This window comes from Mesorhizobium sp. WSM4823 (genome assembly GCF_055811195.1).
This window is the reverse complement of record NZ_JBVVQL010000007.1, coordinates 188,563-204,245: the sequence shown is the minus strand read 5'-3', so window position 1 is coordinate 204,245 and position 15,683 is coordinate 188,563. Positions and strand designations below refer to the sequence as shown.

General features: G+C 62.0%; 12 protein-coding genes. 3 read left to right on the top strand and 9 right to left on the bottom strand.

Translation table 11 applies throughout. The features are described from left to right. Positions 1 to 10: 10 nt before the first annotated feature. From AC0L26_RS19465 to AC0L26_RS19455, 3 genes are all read right to left on the bottom strand, one after another. Positions 11 to 991: an ABC transporter ATP-binding protein gene (locus tag AC0L26_RS19465; protein ID WP_473634010.1), complete on the bottom strand. Its 981-nt coding sequence runs from the start codon at positions 989 to 991 to the stop codon at positions 11 to 13. Then, a complete protein-coding gene (locus AC0L26_RS19460; protein WP_473634009.1) occupies positions 988 to 2,001 on the bottom strand; it encodes an ABC transporter ATP-binding protein in 1,014 nt (337 codons plus the stop codon). The genes AC0L26_RS19465 and AC0L26_RS19460 overlap by 4 nt, the downstream gene beginning before the upstream one ends. A 92-nt stretch (positions 2,002 to 2,093) precedes the next feature. Beyond that, entirely contained in the window at positions 2,094 to 3,722 is a 1,629-nt protein-coding gene (locus AC0L26_RS19455) for an ABC transporter substrate-binding protein (protein ID WP_473634008.1), read from the bottom strand. Positions 3,723 to 4,088: 366 nt separating this feature from the next. On the opposite strand from AC0L26_RS19455, the gene AC0L26_RS19450 reads away from it, so the two are divergent. Then, positions 4,089 to 5,027 carry a sugar-binding transcriptional regulator gene (locus tag AC0L26_RS19450; RefSeq protein ID WP_473634007.1) on the top strand — a complete coding sequence of 313 codons (939 nt, stop codon included), beginning with the start codon at positions 4,089 to 4,091 and terminating at the stop codon, positions 5,025 to 5,027. Between the two features lie 11 nt (positions 5,028 to 5,038). Here the strand turns inward: AC0L26_RS19450 and AC0L26_RS19445 are convergent, their stop codons facing one another. The 3 genes from AC0L26_RS19445 to AC0L26_RS19435 form a co-directional block, all read right to left on the bottom strand. Beyond that, positions 5,039 to 5,374, bottom strand: coding sequence for a hypothetical protein (locus AC0L26_RS19445; protein ID WP_473634006.1), 336 nt, complete (start codon positions 5,372 to 5,374; stop codon positions 5,039 to 5,041). A gap of 206 nt (positions 5,375 to 5,580) precedes the next feature. Continuing rightward, the gene (locus AC0L26_RS19440; RefSeq protein ID WP_473634005.1) at positions 5,581 to 6,756 is read right to left on the bottom strand and encodes an acetate/propionate family kinase; all 1,176 of its coding nucleotides are present in this window, start codon (positions 6,754 to 6,756) and stop codon (positions 5,581 to 5,583) included. Further along, the gene (locus AC0L26_RS19435) at positions 6,756 to 9,167 is read right to left on the bottom strand and encodes a phosphoketolase family protein (RefSeq protein ID WP_473634004.1); all 2,412 of its coding nucleotides are present in this window, start codon (positions 9,165 to 9,167) and stop codon (positions 6,756 to 6,758) included. Before AC0L26_RS19435 ends, AC0L26_RS19440 begins: the two co-directional genes overlap by 1 nt. Positions 9,168 to 9,443: 276 nt before the next feature. Here AC0L26_RS19435 and AC0L26_RS19430 point away from each other — a divergent pair, with 276 nt between their 5' ends. Continuing rightward, positions 9,444 to 11,438, top strand: a complete 1,995-nt coding sequence (locus tag AC0L26_RS19430) for a protein-L-isoaspartate(D-aspartate) O-methyltransferase (RefSeq protein ID WP_473634003.1) — start codon at positions 9,444 to 9,446, stop codon at positions 11,436 to 11,438. A 96-nt stretch (positions 11,439 to 11,534) separates the two neighbouring features. Next, positions 11,535 to 11,741 carry a hypothetical protein gene (locus tag AC0L26_RS19425; protein ID WP_352931271.1) on the top strand — a complete coding sequence of 69 codons (207 nt, stop codon included), beginning with the start codon at positions 11,535 to 11,537 and terminating at the stop codon, positions 11,739 to 11,741. An 18-nt stretch (positions 11,742 to 11,759) separates the two neighbouring features. Here the strand turns inward: AC0L26_RS19425 and AC0L26_RS19420 are convergent, their stop codons facing one another. The 3 genes from AC0L26_RS19420 to AC0L26_RS19410 all read right to left on the bottom strand — a co-directional run bounded on the left by AC0L26_RS19420 (position 11,760) and on the right by AC0L26_RS19410 (position 15,676). Next, positions 11,760 to 12,257, bottom strand: coding sequence for a DUF1772 domain-containing protein (locus tag AC0L26_RS19420; RefSeq protein ID WP_473634002.1), 498 nt, complete (start codon positions 12,255 to 12,257; stop codon positions 11,760 to 11,762). A gap of 516 nt (positions 12,258 to 12,773) precedes the next feature. Next, positions 12,774 to 14,360, bottom strand: coding sequence for a SpoVR family protein (locus AC0L26_RS19415; protein WP_473634001.1), 1,587 nt, complete (start codon positions 14,358 to 14,360; stop codon positions 12,774 to 12,776). An 8-nt stretch (positions 14,361 to 14,368) separates the two neighbouring features. Beyond that, positions 14,369 to 15,676 (bottom strand): YeaH/YhbH family protein, encoded by a 1,308-nt coding sequence (locus AC0L26_RS19410; RefSeq protein ID WP_473634000.1) that lies wholly within the window; start codon positions 15,674 to 15,676, stop codon positions 14,369 to 14,371. Between the last annotated feature and the right edge of the window lie 7 nt (positions 15,677 to 15,683).

Below are 15,683 nucleotides of genomic sequence, written 5' to 3'. Positions count from 1 at the left end.
GCGGGCTCCATCAGGCGGCGATCGCGGCGTTGTCCGCCACGACATGGCAGGCGGCGGTACGCCCCTTCTCGATCTGCCGCAGCGCCGGCGTTGTCGTGCGGCAGACGTCGCGGGCGACGGGGCACCGGGGATGGAAGGCGCAGCCCGACGGACGTGCGGCCGGATTGGGCGGCTCGCCCTGCAGGATGACGCGCCCCTTCAGTCTCTTGCCGGGGATCGGCATGCTGGAAACCAGAGCCTTGGTGTAGGGATGCCGGGGCGACTGGAAAATCACATCGGAGGAGGCTTCCTCGACGATCCTGCCGAGATACATGACGGCGACACGGTCGGCCAGGTTACGCACGACCTTCAGGTCGTGGCTGATGAAGATCATGGCGATGCCGTTCTCTTGCTGCAGGTCGCTCAACATGTTCACCACCTGCGCCTGGATCGATACATCAAGCGCGGAGACCGGCTCGTCGCACACCAGGAGTTTGGGCCTTGCAGCCAGCGCACGCGCGATCACCGCCCGCTGGCGCTGCCCGCCGGAAAGCTCATGCGGATAGCTGCCGGCCTGGTCGGGGCGCAGGCCGACGGCCGCCATCAGCTCCTCAACGCGACTGGCGCGGCTTTCCCTGGACCCCATCCGATGGATGTCCAGCGGCTCGCCAATCTGGGTCGCGATCGTCTGCCGGCGGTCGAGTGCGGCCAGCGGGTCCTGATAGACAAGCTGCATCTTCGCGCGCAGCGCTCGCCACTGCGGCGCGCCGAGCCGCGGCATCGGCTGCCCTTCGAAGCGCACCTCGCCACCCTGCGCCGGATCGATGCCAAGCAGCATTCGTCCGAGCGTCGACTTTCCCGAACCGGACTCCCCGACAATGCCTAGCGTTTCGCCGGGGAATACCGACAGCGAGACATCCTCCACAGCGCGAACAAAGCTGGGACGGGAGAAGGGTCCGTGCCTGAGCGTGTAAATGCGCACCAGCTCCTTTGCTTCGATCAAAGGCGTCATTGCAGCAAATCTTCAGGGACCCTGCGGTCGGCCTTGCCGACTGCGGCTGCCTCGATCGGGTGCGCGCAGGCGAGCTTGCGGCCATCCTTTTGCGGCAGGAGGGAGGGCGGCGACGTCTCGCAGAAAGCGGTGACGCGCGAGCAGCGCGGCCCAAAGGCACAGCCCGTCGGCAGGTTCTTCGGGTTCGGCACCGTGCCCGGTATCGGGATCAGCCGCCGGCGAGGACCATCGATGCGCGGGATCGCGTCGAACAGGCCGCGCGTATAGGGATGGCGAGGGCTGGAAAACAGCTGCGCGACCGAACCCTCCTCTACGATGCGGCCCGCGTACATCACGCAAACCCGTTCGCAGACCTGCGACACCGCGCCGAGGTCATGGCTGATGAACACCAGCGCCATGCCGGTCTCGGCCTGCAGCCGGATCAGGAGGTCGAGAATCTGGGCCTGAATGGTCGCATCGAGCGCGGTGGTCGGCTCATCCGCGATCAACAGATCCGGTTCGCCAGCCAGCGCCATGGCGATCATCAGGCGCTGGCATTGTCCGCCGGAAAATTCATGCGTGTAGAGATCGAAACGGCCACGGGCATCGGGAATGCCGACCATGTCCATCAGCCTCAATGCCTCGGTCTTCGCTGCCTCACCCCGGAGCCCCCGATGAATGGCCAGCGCCTCGGTGATCTGGCGGCCGATCGACAGGACCGGGTTGAGCGAGCTCGACGGGTCCTGGAAGATCATGGCGATCCGCCCGCCCCGCACCTGCTCCAACGTGCTGCGCGGGCTGCCGCACAGCTCGCGGCCTTCAAGGCGCACTGAGCCGGTAACGCTTGCTTTCCCGGGCAGCAGGCCGAGCGCCGCCAGCCATGTGACCGACTTGCCGCATCCTGATTCCCCGACCAGGCCGAGCGCCTCGCCGCGTGCAACATCGAGATCGATGCCGTGCAGCACCTGCACGCCGTCGAAGGCGACTTTCAGGTTGCGCAGTTCCACCAGATTGGCCGTTGCAGCTGTCATCGCCATCCGCTTCCGCTCTCCCGAAGGACCTCATGAAAAGAAAAAACTCCGGCGGGGGCGTTTCCCTGCCGGAGCGGGTTCATGGCGAACGGTCAGCTTGCCCAGTTGGAAGAGCGGAAATCCATGGCGAAGGCGGGTGCGGCCTTCCACTTCAGCGACGACTTCATACCGGTGAATACCGCATTCTGGTGAAGGACCTGATAGACCGGATCCTCGCGCTCGCAGATTTCCAGCATGCGGGCGAAAGCCTTCTTGCGCGCGGCGTGGTCGGTGCCGGTTTCCAGGATCGCGGCCATCTGATTGGCCTCGGCATTGGTCCAATCCTTCTTCTGCTGGACTTCGCCATTCGGACCGTACTGGTTGACAATGCCGCCAACAGGATCGTTGAACGGGCATCCGGCTGACCAGTCGCGCACGCCTTTCACGCCGGCCGGGTCGTGGATCTGCGCCCAGTTTTCCTTCATCTCGATCTGCACGTTGAGACCGACCTGGTTCCACATCTCGACCATGATCTGGCCGTTCGCAGTCTGGTTCGTGTAGTAGTTGTCGAGGAGGCGGAAGGGGATCGCGTCACCCTTGTAATTGGCCTGCTTCAGCAACTCGCGTGCCAGGTCGGGATTATAGTCCGGCACCGTCCAACCCTGCACGAACATCTCGTTATAGTAGGGGAACTGCAGCCCGGCCGGAACCGTCGTCTGGCCCGCCCACAGCGCGTCAATGATCGCCTGGCGGTCGATGGAATGGGTCATGGCGCGGCGCACCAGCGGGTTTTCGAGTATCGGATTCTGGGTGTTGAATACCGAAACCCTATGATTGAGAATCGTCGAGCCCTGCACCTCGAAGCCGGGGGCACCCTGAACGGCGGGAATCTGGTCGGGCGGCAGGTCACAGGCAAAGTCATACTCGCCCGACAGAAGCCCGTTGACGCGCGAGGCGACCTCCGGAACCTCGACAAAGCGGATCTGCTCGAGCGGCGGGCGCCCGCCCCAATAGTCGTCGAAGGCGACGAGAGTAAGCGACACGTCCGGCTTGAACTCGCCGACCGAATAGGGGCCGGTGGTGACCGGCTTGCGCGCCCAGTCGACATAGTTCGCTGCCTCGTCCCAGGCACGACGGTTGGCGATCTGGCTGCCGAAGGCATAGAGGCGGCCCTCCAGCGTCACATCCGAGGTCGCGTTGTGGAAACGCACAGTGTGTTTGTCCACCGCCTCGACGCCGGCGAGCCGAGGCCACAGCCGGCGGCCGATGCCGGGTATCGTGGCAGGCAGTTCCTTTGATGTCGCGGGTTTGTGGTCGTCCTCGAAGATCGTCTTGCCGCCGACCGGCTGCGTGTCGCCGAAAACGCGCTGGGCCGAGAAGCTGAACACCACGTCATCGGCGGTTAGCTCATCGCCATTGTGAAACTTCACGCCCTGGCGCAGCTTGAGCTCGACGGTCTTGTCGTCGATGCGCTTCCATTCGGTCGCGAGGCCGGGAACCGGGCCTTGGTTGCCCATCCAGTCGCGTAGGATCAGCCCTTCCCAGAAATTGGGGAAGAACACCCGCTCGCCGACATTGGATTGCTCGTTCCATATGTCGAGCGTGTTGTTGTTGGTGATCTTCTGCACGGCGATGGTGACTGACGGGCGGGCGCCCTGACCGATCGCAAAGCGCGGCAGCACCATGCTGCCTGCGGTTGCACCGAGGATACCAAGCGCGCCGCGCCGAGTGAGTGAAACCATCGGAATCTCCTTTGCGAGAATGGCAAGTCGTGACCAAAGCAATCTGGCCGGTTCTACGTTCAGCACTGTGTCTGTTTCGTAATGGCCAGATGAATTATTTGTGACAATCCGCATTTATGTATCCAGATATAAAGTATTCATATCGCTTTATTCTAAATAGCCATGGCAAACCCTGCCCATATCAGAGCATATATCCAAGTTGAGCTATTCCTGTTTAATCTGCTATCCGGCTGAAACGGCCATGATTTTCCTGCTAGCAAATCAACCAATCAGCCGGAAACAGATAGCGGGAATTTATAAGTTACAAATGCTACACCAGTGTGACGTTTGTAACCAAAAGCGGCCACGGCACTAGGGGTAGAGCGAATGGACCAGCAGGAGCTGATGATCAGGGCGGCATGGCTCTATCATGTCGAGGCTCTGACGCAGGCTGAGATCGGCGAGCGGATGCATCTCACCCGCCGCAGGGTCAACGAGCTTCTCGCCGCAGCACTTGAGGAAGGGATTGTGCGTATAGGCTTCAGCTCGCCGCTAGCCGCCAGTATCGAGATCGAGGCTGAACTGCGGAGCCGGTTCGGCCTGCAGGATGCCGTCGTGGTGCCGACGCCCGGCGATCCCGGGCTGGTGCACTCGGTCATCGGCCGGGGCGCGGCCGCCTATCTGGATAGGCTTATCCAAAGCCGCAAGCCTGCCTCTATCGGCGTCGGCTGGGGAGCGACGTTGCGGGAGACCGTACGGCACATGACGGCCGTCAGCGAGCCGCAGATGGAGATGCGCTCCATGATGGGCGGACTGACGCGCGGCCTGGAGATCAACACATTCGAGATCGTCCGCGGCTTCGCGCAGGTCCTGGGCGCGCAATGCTGCTATTTCGCGGCGCCGATCTACGCGGAGAGCCCGCAGTCGCGCGAGGCGATCATTTCCCAGTCGGTGTACCAGAGGATATTCCCCCGCACCTATGATGTGGATGTCTCCTATCTCAGCGTGGGAGACGTATCGCAGCAATCGCTCCAGGTGCGTTACGGCCTGCCTGAGGGAACGGATGCGCAAGATCTTATCGCCGCAGGCGCTGTCGGCGATCTCCTGGGCCGCTATCTCGATGCGGCAGGCAAGCCTGTGGACCACCCTCTCAACGGCCAGGTGCTTTCGCCGGAACTCGACGACTACCGCAACATTCCCTGCCGGATCATTGGGTCAGGCGGGATGCACAAACATGCCATTCTTCTGGCTGTGGCGCGGGCCGGGCTGGCGACCGTGATCGTAACGGATGCCGACAGCGCAAAAGCCATGCTTGACACCCGATAGGCGCGGCCGGGCTAGAACCACCGCCGCTCGGGCTCGGAACTCTTTGCAATCGCAATTCCCAAGAGAACACCGACCACGCCGCCAAGCACCATCGCCGAAGAGATCGTGCCTGGGTTCTGCTGGACAGTTTCAGACACGGTGTGCGCCTGGCTGCGCAATTGCCGGGCTGCGCGCGAGGCCCGTTCGGTGGCGCTATCGTACCAGCCCTGTGCCTCCTCGGCTTGGTCGGAAAGGGTCCGATTTATTTTGCTGATTTCGCGGCGAAGCTCGGCGATCTGCTTCTTCATCGCATCCTGCGCTTCGTTTGCCGCCTTTGAGGCGCCTGCCGTGCTGGTGGTTTCGGCCATTGGATTTCTCCCTGTGGTTATCGGATCCCGCATTGGTAACCAGACAGGGAAACGGCCGCGGCGGCGCAGGGTTCCTTATCTTGGAGCGACGTGCGTCCACTTGGACGCACAAAGTACGCTCTAGCGCTTTGAATCTGCGCATCGTGCTCTCCGAAATCGATTCCGATTTCGGGCCGATGCGACAGAAACAGCGGCCGCCGATTGCGCTAGCGAGCAATCCCTTGCACGCATGTGTAGCGAGCAATGATGCTCTCCTCGTCGGTCGCGACGACACGTATTTCGACCTTGCTGTCCGGCCGGCTTATGATCCCGGCATGCGAGGCATTGGACGGCTCGTCAATCGCCACGCCAAGCCAGTGGAGCCTTTCGCATATCGCCTTGCGGACCGGCGCCGAGCGCTCGCCAATGCCGGCGGTGAACACGAGGCATTCTAGGCCGCCCAAAGTGTTGGCGAGCGCGGCAGCCTCCCTTGCGGCCCGGAACGCAAAAAGGTCCACCGCTTCGCGGGCGTGGGGGTCGTCGCTCGCCTCCAGCCTACGCATGTCGCCCGAGATGCCGGATATTCCGAGCAGCCCGGATTCCTCGTAGAGCATGTGCTGCAGCGCCTCCCCCGAGACGCCTCTTTCCAGGATGAAGTACAAAAGCACGCCCGGATCGATGGCACCGCAACGCGTGCCCATGACCAGGCCGTCGAGCGCGGAAAAGCCCATCGTCGTATCGACGCTTCTCCCGTCACGCATCGCGCACAGGCTCGCTCCGTTGCCGAGATGGGCGACGATCGTCCGCTTCGCTGCAAGAGCGGGCGATATCTGCTTGAGCCGCCCGGCGATGTATTCGTAGGAAAGACCATGAAACCCGTAGCGGCGGATTCCGTCCGCATCGTATCTGCGCGGCAGCGCGAAGCGGCTCACGATCGGATCGATCGTCTGATGGAAGGCTGTGTCGAAGCACCCGACCTGCGGCAGGTCCGGCCGCAGCGCGGCAAGCGTGCGGATCGGCGCGAGACTGCGAGGCTGGTGCAGCGGCGCAAGCGGCGTCAGCCTGTCCAAGGCGTCGATCACGTCAGGCGTCAGACGGACGGGTTCGACGAACTCGCGCCCGCCATGCACGATGCGGTGGCCAGCGGCCACCAGCTTCCTGCCGCCAAGCTCGCTCTCGATCCAGTCGAGTAACGCGTCGATGCCAGCATTGCGCGCGTCTGCGGCAAGCGGCCGATCACACTGCACCGTTCCGTCGGCCGCTTTCGCGCTGAGCCTCGGTGCATCGCCCAGATCCAGCGCACCACGCGAGACGAGTTGCAGTTCTGCGGAGGGTCCGAGGTCGTACAGTCCGAACTTGATGCCGGAGGAGCCGGCGTTCAGTGCAAGAATTGCCTGTCGCATCAATCGCGAGCCTTCGTCACACTGTTCTCGGGCCAGTTCCAATTCTGAATTTCGGGCATGTCTTCGCCATGCTCGCGGACATAGGCCTTGTGCTCCACCAGCTTCGCTTGCAGTTCTGCGGCAAGGTCTTCTGCTCGTTCGGCGAGCCCCGGCACGTGTTTGATCGCGGCAAGCGCCAGGTGGAAACGGTCGAGTTCATTGAGCACGACCATGTCGAACGGCGTCGTCGTGGTGCCTTCCTCGCGAAAACCGTGCACATGCATGTTGTCATGGTTGGCGCGTCGGTAGGTCAGCCGGTGGATGAGATAGGGATAGCCGTGATAGGCGAAGATGACCGGCTTGGCTTTGGTGAACAGCGCGTCGAAATCCTCATCTGCGAGGCCATGCGGATGCTCTGAATTCGACTGCAGCGTCATCAGGTCGACCACATTGACGACGCGAACCTTCAGCTCCGGAAGCGCCGAACGCAGAATGTCGGTGGCAGCGAGTGTCTCAAGCGTCGGCACGTCGCCGGCGCAGGCCATCACCACATCCGGATTCTTACCCTTCGGAACCGTCCCGGCCCATTCCCAGATCCCTGCCCCCGCCCGGCAATGCGTTTCTGCATCTTCGACAGACAGCCATTGCGGCGCTTGCTGCTTGCCGGCGGTGATCACGTTGATGCGGTTATAGGTTCTCAGACAATGATCGGTGATCCAGAGCAGCGTGTTGGCATCCGGCGGGAAATACAGCCGGACCGTATCGGCCTTCTTGTTGGCGACGAAGTCGGCAAAACCGGGATCCTGATGGCTGAAGCCGTTGTGATCCTGCCGCCAGACATGGGAGGTCAGCAGATAGTTGAGTGAAGCGATCGGCTTGCGCCACGGGAGCTCGCTGGATGTCTTCAGCCATTTCGCATGCTGGTTGACCATGGAATCGACGATGTGGATGAACGCCTCGTAACAGGAGAACAGACCGTGGCGGCCGGTCAGCAGATAGCCCTCCAGCCAACCTTGGCAGAGATGCTCGCTGAGCACCTCCATGACCCGGCCGTCCCTGGAGAGCTGGACGTCATAGGGCTCGATCCGCTGCATCCAGACCCGGTCCGTAACCTCGAATACGTCGTCGAGGCGGTTGGAGGATGTCTCATCCGGCCCCATCAGCCGGAAATTCCTGGCCTCCGCATTCAGGCGTATGACGTCGCGGAGATAGCTTCCTAGAACCCGCGTCGCCTCGGCTTTGGTGCCTCCCGGACGCGGCACATCGAGCGCCAGGCCTTTCCAATCGGGAAGCACCAGGTCGCGCTTCAGCAATCCGCCGTTGGCATAAGGGATTGCGCCCATGCGCTTGGACCCGGTTGGCGCAAGCGCGGCCAGGTCCGGAAGAAGACGCCCGCTGTCGTCGAACAGCTTTCCCGGCTCGTAGCTCTGCATCCAGTCTTCGAGGATCTTGCGATGCGCCTCGTTGCCGCGGGCATTCGACACCGGCACTTGATGCGAGCGCCAGAAATCCTCGACCTTCTTGCCATCGACCTCCTTCGGTCCGGTCCAGCCCTTCGGGCTGCGCAGCACGATCATCGGCCACAGCGGGCGCTCTCCCTGCCAGTCCGATGCACGGGCACGCTTCTGGATCGAGCGGATTCTGTCGAGCGCGGTGTCCAGCTTCGTGGCCATCAACCGATGCATGGGAATCGGCTCGTGACCTTCGACGAAAAATGGCTCGTAGCCGTAGCCAGCGAACAGGCTCCGCAATTCCACATCATCCATGCGGGCAAGGATCGTCGGGTTGGCGATCTTGTAGCCGTTGAGATGCAGGATCGGCAGCACGGCGCCGTCGGATGCCGGGTTGAGGAACTTGTTGGAATGCCATGCCGCCGCGAGCGGTCCGGTCTCCGCTTCGCCGTCGCCAACGACGCAGGCGACCACCAGATCGGGATTGTCCAAGGCCGCGCCGAAAGCGTGGACCAGCGCATAACCCAGTTCTCCGCCTTCATGGATCGAGCCGGGCGTTTCGGGCGCCGCATGGCTGGGTACCCCACCAGGGAAGGAGAATTGTCGGAAGAGTTTTCTCAGCCCGTCTTCGTCCTGGTCGATTTCGGGATAGATCTCGCTGTAGGTGCCCTCGAGCCACGTGTTCGCGACCATAGCCGGGCCGCCATGACCGGGGCCGCAGATGAACAGAAGGTCGAGATTACGTTCGCGGATGACGCGGTTCAGATGGACATAGATGAAGTTGAGGCCGGGCGTCGTGCCCCAATGGCCGAGCAGCCGCGGCTTGACGTGCTCGGCTTTCAAGGGCTCGCGCAGGAGCGGATTGTCGAGGAGGTATATCTGGCCGACCGAAACGTAGTTCGCGGCGCGCCAATAGCGGTCCATGAGACTGACCTGGTCAAGGCCTGTTGGCTGTGCGGTGGTCCGAGCCTCGTCATTCATCGAAACGTCTCCAGAATGCGTTCGCCCGTCGATATCTGGAGTGAGATCGGCCCGAAGAAAGGATTTTCGCCGAAATAAGTTGGCCGGAGCCGCCGTCGCGCCCGCCAGTCGCTCTTTTGCAGGAACCTGGACGCTCGCCAACGGTTAAGGAGACGAGCCGCCAAAATGAGATCAAGCGCTGCCGGGCCGAGCGCACGCCGATCGAGGGATCGTCGCCGGTTGGCACGATTGAGGGCACAATCGGGCGGGGCCACCAGTCTGCAAGAGGAGCAAAAGATGCTCGATCTTCCCGATGCTCGCAACCGAATGGTCGAAGTCCATCTCAGCCGCCGTGGCATCCGTGATCGCGAGGTGCTGGATGCGATGCGTGAGGTTCCGCGCGAGGCTTTCGTCGCACCCGGCTTTGAAGAATTCGCCTACGAGGATGGGCCGCTGCCGATCGCCGAGGGTCAGACGATATCGCAGCCCTACATCGTCGCCTTGATGATCGAGATGGCAGAGATCGGTCCAGGCGACCATGTCCTGGAGGTTGGCACCGGTTCAGGCTACGCGGCTGCCGTGATGAGCCGGATCGTCGAGCGCGTTTACACGATCGAACGCCACGCTGGCTTGGCCGAGACGGCGAGACAGCGGTTCGAAGAACTCGGTTATAACAATATCGAAGTCCGCACCGGCGATGGCACCAAGGGCTGGCCCGACGCAGCGCCCTTCGACGCCATTCTGGTCGCCGCCGGCGGACCCGGTGCGCCGCTTGCGCTTCAGGAACAGCTCGACGTCGGCGGCAGGCTCGTCATCCCGGTCGGCGACGAGCCGCATGATCAGCGCCTTCTCAAGGTCACCCGAACCGGCGCCGCAACCTACAGCGAGGAGGATTTCGGCGGCGTGCGGTTCGTGCCGCTCATCGGCGAGCAGGGCTGGCCCGAGAATGGCAGCCGTATCGCGACCGATCGTGCGACCGCACGCGCGCGCACGCGCAGCCTGCCGGAGATGATCGCGGCAGCGGCCGAACCGCTGCCGGATTTCGACGATCCGGCGTTCGGGGAATTGTTCGACCGGTTTGGCGACCGCCGCATCGTCTTGCTCGGCGAAGCGAGCCACGGCACGTCGGAGTTCTACCGGGCCCGCGCTGCGATCACCCGCAGGCTCATCGAAAAGCATGGCTTCACCATCGTCGCTGTCGAGGCCGATTGGCCCGACGCTGCGGCGGTCGACCGCTACGTCCGCCGCCGGCCGCCACGGGCCGACGCCGATCCGCCGTTCCAGCGGTTTCCCACCTGGATGTGGCGCAACACGGACGTTGCGGCATTCGTCGACTGGATGCGATATCACAATGAACGGATCAGGATATCGTCGCGACTGGCGGGATTCTATGGTCTCGACATCTACAATATGGGCGGATCGATCGCCGCGGTTCTGCAATATCTCGACAGGGTCGATCCGCAGGCGGCAAAGATCGCACGGGAACGCTATGGCTGCCTGACGCCCTGGCAAAATGAACCCTCCACCTACGGCCGCGTCGCACTCACCTCCGGCTACGAGAAATGCGAAGAGGCGGTGCTGGAACAATGCCGCGAACTGCTTGCCAAGCAGCTCGACTATGCGCAGCAGGATGGCGTCGATTTTCTGGACGCCACCCAGAATGCCCGGTTGATCGCTTCCGCAGAACGCTACTATCGGATCATGTACTATGGCGGCGCGCAGTCCTGGAACCTGCGCGACACCCACATGTTCGAGACGCTCGAGCATCTCATCGAAGCCCGCGGGCCAAACGCCAAGGCGGTCGTCTGGGCGCATAATTCCCACATCGGCGATGCCCGCTACACCGAGATGGGGGTTGTCAGGGACGAAGTGAACATCGGCCAGTTCTGCCGCCAGCGTTTCGGCGACGAGGCTGCCTTGATCGGGCTCAGCACGCATTCGGGGACGGTCGCCGCGGCCTCCGACTGGGACGGTGAGATGGAGATCAAACGGGTGCGGCCTTCCCATGGCGATAGCTACGAGCGGCTTTGCCATGACTGCGGCGTCTCGCGTTTCCTGCTCGACATCAAGCGCGACGACGATCTCCGCAAGCGGCTGTCGGAGCGGCGGCTGGAGCGCTTCATCGGCGTGATCTATCGGCCGGAAACCGAACTGCGCAGCCATTACGCGGATGCTTCTCTTGCCCAGCAATTTGACGCGTTCGTCTGGTTTGACGAAACCGCCGCGGTGACGCCGCTTGGGCCGGAGCATGTCGGAACCGGCGTTCCCGACACCTATCCATTCGGGCTTTAGCGCCTCGCAATCAGAGCCGTATCAGGCTGCCTTTCGCCGGAACATTCATCGCGCCCTGCTGTTTCTAGAGCAGGACCCTTTCGAAGGAGTTGTGCTATGAGCGGAACCAAACATCCAAAATGGAAAAAACCGAGCGATGCCGATCTGAGGAACAATCCTGGAATAGGGACGTCCAAGGGCACGATCAAGGAAGGCGACGAAATCGTACTTGACGGCGAAAACACGATCGAAGGTGACGTCGAGAACGACACGAACGCCCTTGGCGGGATCAATCCAAGGCAGAAGATGCGGACCAACAAATAGCGCCGCCGTTCCTCGGCGCTATTCACTCCCAGCAAAAAATGTCGCGGCGACGGCAACCGAGATCAGGCTCAGCATAGCCAGGCCCGCCCTGGCGACATGCGAAGCCTCCCAGATGTTGCGCAGTTCTTTCCAGTCGCCGCTTTGCTTACGAGAGAACATCGAAAAGAATGCCGCGGCTGGTTTCGGCACGGCGATATCCTGCACCCAGAAATTGTTGACGGGATGCGTGACCAGCCAATAGGTCGCATGTCCCGCCACCAAGAAGACAAGGGCCGCCAAGGTCCACCAGAATCGAGCGCTTGCGTAGGGCGTCAGGTAGAGCAGGATGGCGAGTGCAATGATGCCGCCGATCTCGGCAAACCCGCCGACAGTGAAGCCGGGATAGTAGATCGCCTGCACAGATTTGTAGGTGGCCTCCTTGAGGCGCAACTTGCCGGGCAACTCCAACGCATGCGCGAGCGAGAGCGCCATTGTGATTGCAACCAGAAGAAGGGTGACAATCATGAACGTGCGCATGCCGTTACTCCCTGAACCGTGCCTCGCAATACGCAGCGTACATAGAGTGCTCCCCGGCCCCGTAAAGATAACGAAAGTGACGGCCGGGAACCATCGTTAGGCACGATGGTTGTTATCCCAGGGTGATCCTCCTTGGGGAACATCCCAGGCGATCCTCCTCGAGGAAACGGAAATGACCGATCCTGATCCTGATCCGAACAATCCCGTGCCGATACCGGATAATCCCAATCCTGAGCCTGCCCGGCCGCCCGCTCCACCGGAAACTCCGCCGGATGAGCCTCCGGGCGTGCCTCCGCCTTCGCCTGATCCGGTTCCCAGCCCGGAGAGGCAGCCCGTCGAAATTCCTCCCACTACGCCACCCGAGATTCCCACGCAGCCGACCTTCCCGGGCCCTACGGCCGGAACATCGGACTCACAGCAAGCTTGATCACGAGAGGCTGGGCTGACGCATGGCGAGACGGCGCGGACTTTGCCGCGATCGGCTGTAGACGCCGTCGCCGGCCATCCCGGTTTTGGTCATTCCCCAATTTGGCTGGTCGAACGTTCGTTAAGCGTCACGCCCGTTTGCGCATCGATCGCCGCCAGACTGACCTCATAGCCCCAGAGGCGACGGATATGGCGCAGCGTGGCGTCGCGATTGGCCTCCTCCAGCGTAATGCCGTTCTTCACCTTGTGCTCCAGTCGCAACTGTCGGTCGCCGAGCAGATCCACATCCACCACCTGGATATCCGGCCGGCTCGCGCCGATGTCGTAGCTGTGGGCGAGCCCGGCGCGTATCTTTTCGTAGCCACGCTCATCGTGTATCGACGCGACCTCGTAATGCGGTTCGCTGGCGGCATCGGTGAGGATGAAGAACCGCCATTTACGCATCAGGGCCGGGCTCAGATACTGGCGGATGAAAGATTCGTCGCGATGGTTCGCCCACGCGTCGAGCAGGGTCTCGCGCCAATTGCCGTTGCCGGCGATATCGGGGAACCAGTCGCGATCCTCGGCGGTCGGCTCGGTCGATATGCGCTGGATGTCCTGCATCATGTCGAGGCCCAAGGCATAAGGATTGATGCCGGAAAAACGCGGATCGTCGAAGGCCGGCTGAAAGATCACGTTCGAATGGTTGCGCAGGATTTCCAGCATCGCGCCTTCGCTGATCAGACCGCGATCGAACAGCGTGTTCATCAGCGTGTAGTGCACGAAAGTGGCGCAGCCTTCATTCATCACCTGCGTTTGCCGCTGCGGATAAAAGTACTGCGCCACGATGCGGACGATCCTGAGGATTTCACGCTGCCAAGGCTCCAGGACCAGGCTGTTTTTTTCAAGAAAGTAGAGCAGGTTCTCCTCGGGCAGGTTGAGCGTTTTCTTCCGCTCCGCCGTCCCGGGGTCCTTTTCTCCAATATTGTCTCCGCTCTTCGAACGCGGGAGCGTGCGCCACAAATCATTATAGGAACGCTCTTCATACTCCAGGCGCTCGCGGACGCCTTCGCGCTGCCTTTCCGACGACAGTTTCGGCGGCCGGTGATATCTGAACACGCCCTGCTCCATCAGCGCGTGAGCCGAGTCGAGGATCGCCTCCACCGCGGCCACGCCGTGCCGCTCCTCGCAACGAGCGATGTAACTCTTGGCGAAATCCAGATAGCTCAGGATCGCGCTGGCATCCGTCCACTGCCGAAACAGATGATTGTTCTTGAAAAAATGATTGTGGCCGAGCGCCGCATGGGCCGTCACCAGGGCCTGCAGAGCCATGGTGTTTTCCTCCATCAGGTAGACGATGCAAGGATTGGAGTTGATGACCAGTTCGTAGGCCAGACCCCGGCCCGCCTTGCGATAGAGCAACTCCTGGTAGAGGAAATGCTTGCCGAAGGACCAGTGACGATACATCAGCGGCATGCCTACCGACGAATAGGCATCGAGCATCTGCTGGGACGAGATGATCTCCATCTGCACCGGATAGACGTCGAGGTGGAGCTCTTCGATCGCGATCGCCTCGATTGTCTCGTAGGCGCGCGACAGCGTCTTGAAGTCCCAGTCGGACCCTGAAAAGAGCAGACCTGATTTGCTGGTTTGGCTGGATTTGCTCGTCTGGCCGAATTTGCTCGTCTGGTTTGCCATCGGTCCCCTCAAGCGCTCTTCTGCAGGGCCGGCTGCCTGGCAAAGAGCTGCCGAAAGACCGGATAGATGTCGGCTGCGTTGGCGATACGGCTCATCTGGAAATTCGGCCATCTCTGGTTGACGGCGCTGTAGGCGCGCCAGAGCGAGGTTCCATTATCGGTGGCGCCGAAAATATGGCTCTCGCGTTCGTCGAGGATCTCGACATAGGCGAAATACTGGCACAGGCGCATGATCTGGCCGTCCATGAGGCCGATGCAGCGCTCGGAATCGGTTACGAAATTGTCGCCGTCCGATGCTTGGGCGGCATAGATGTTCCATTCGTTGCTGGGATAGCGTTGCTCGATGATGCGGTGCATCTCCTCGAGTGCCGTGGAAACGACCGTGCCACCGCTTTGCGTATTGTAGAAGAAGGTTTCCTCGTCGACTTCCTGCGCCTCGTGCGTATGGCGGATGAAGACGATGTCGGTGCGATCGTAGCGCCGTTTCAGGAAGAGGTGCAGTAGCACGAAGAAGCGCTTGGCCAGGTCCTTCTCGCGTTCGCCCATCGAGCCCGATACGTCCATGAGACAGAACATGACCGCGTTGGCATTCGGCACCGGCCGGTTGTCGAAACGGTTGAAGCGGATGTCGACGGGGTCGACATAAGCGATCCGCTTGCGGCGGCGCTCAAGTCGCTCGAGCTCTTCGCGCAACGCCGTGATGCGCTGGCGTATCCCCGCGCCCTGGGGCTCTGCCTCCAGGATTGCCAGTTCCTCCGCAACCGCATCGACATCCTCTTGCTTGGGACGCCTGAGCGCAATCCGGCGGCCATGGCTGTTTCGCATCGTGCGCCCGACATTGATATTGGTCGGGGCACCGGTCGCGGCGAATCCGGCCCGGCGCGGCTTGAATGCAAGTATCTCCTTGAGATTGAGCTTGACCATATCGGGAAGTTCGAGGTCCTCGAAGAAGAGGTCGAGCACCTCCTCGCGCGAGAGCACGAAACGAAAATCGTCTTCCGAGACCGTTTTCCCGGGAGACCCGCCGCCGCCGCCCTGGCCGGGCTTGGGAACCCGGTCGCCTGGGGCGAAATGCTTGTTGCCCGGCAGGATATGCTGCCGCTTGCCGCTGTCCTTCGCATCGCTGAAGCTTGGCTCGGCTGTCCCCCTCGCTGGCATTGACACGGCATGCTCGGCATCCACATCGGCGATCTTGCCGGTGCGGATCTGATCGCGGATGCTTCGCTTCAGCTCCTCGCGCGCACGCTTCAAGAAGCGCTGGCGGTTGCCGAGGCTCTTGTCCTTCGGGTTCAGTCGGCGATCGATGAAGATCGGCATGGAACCA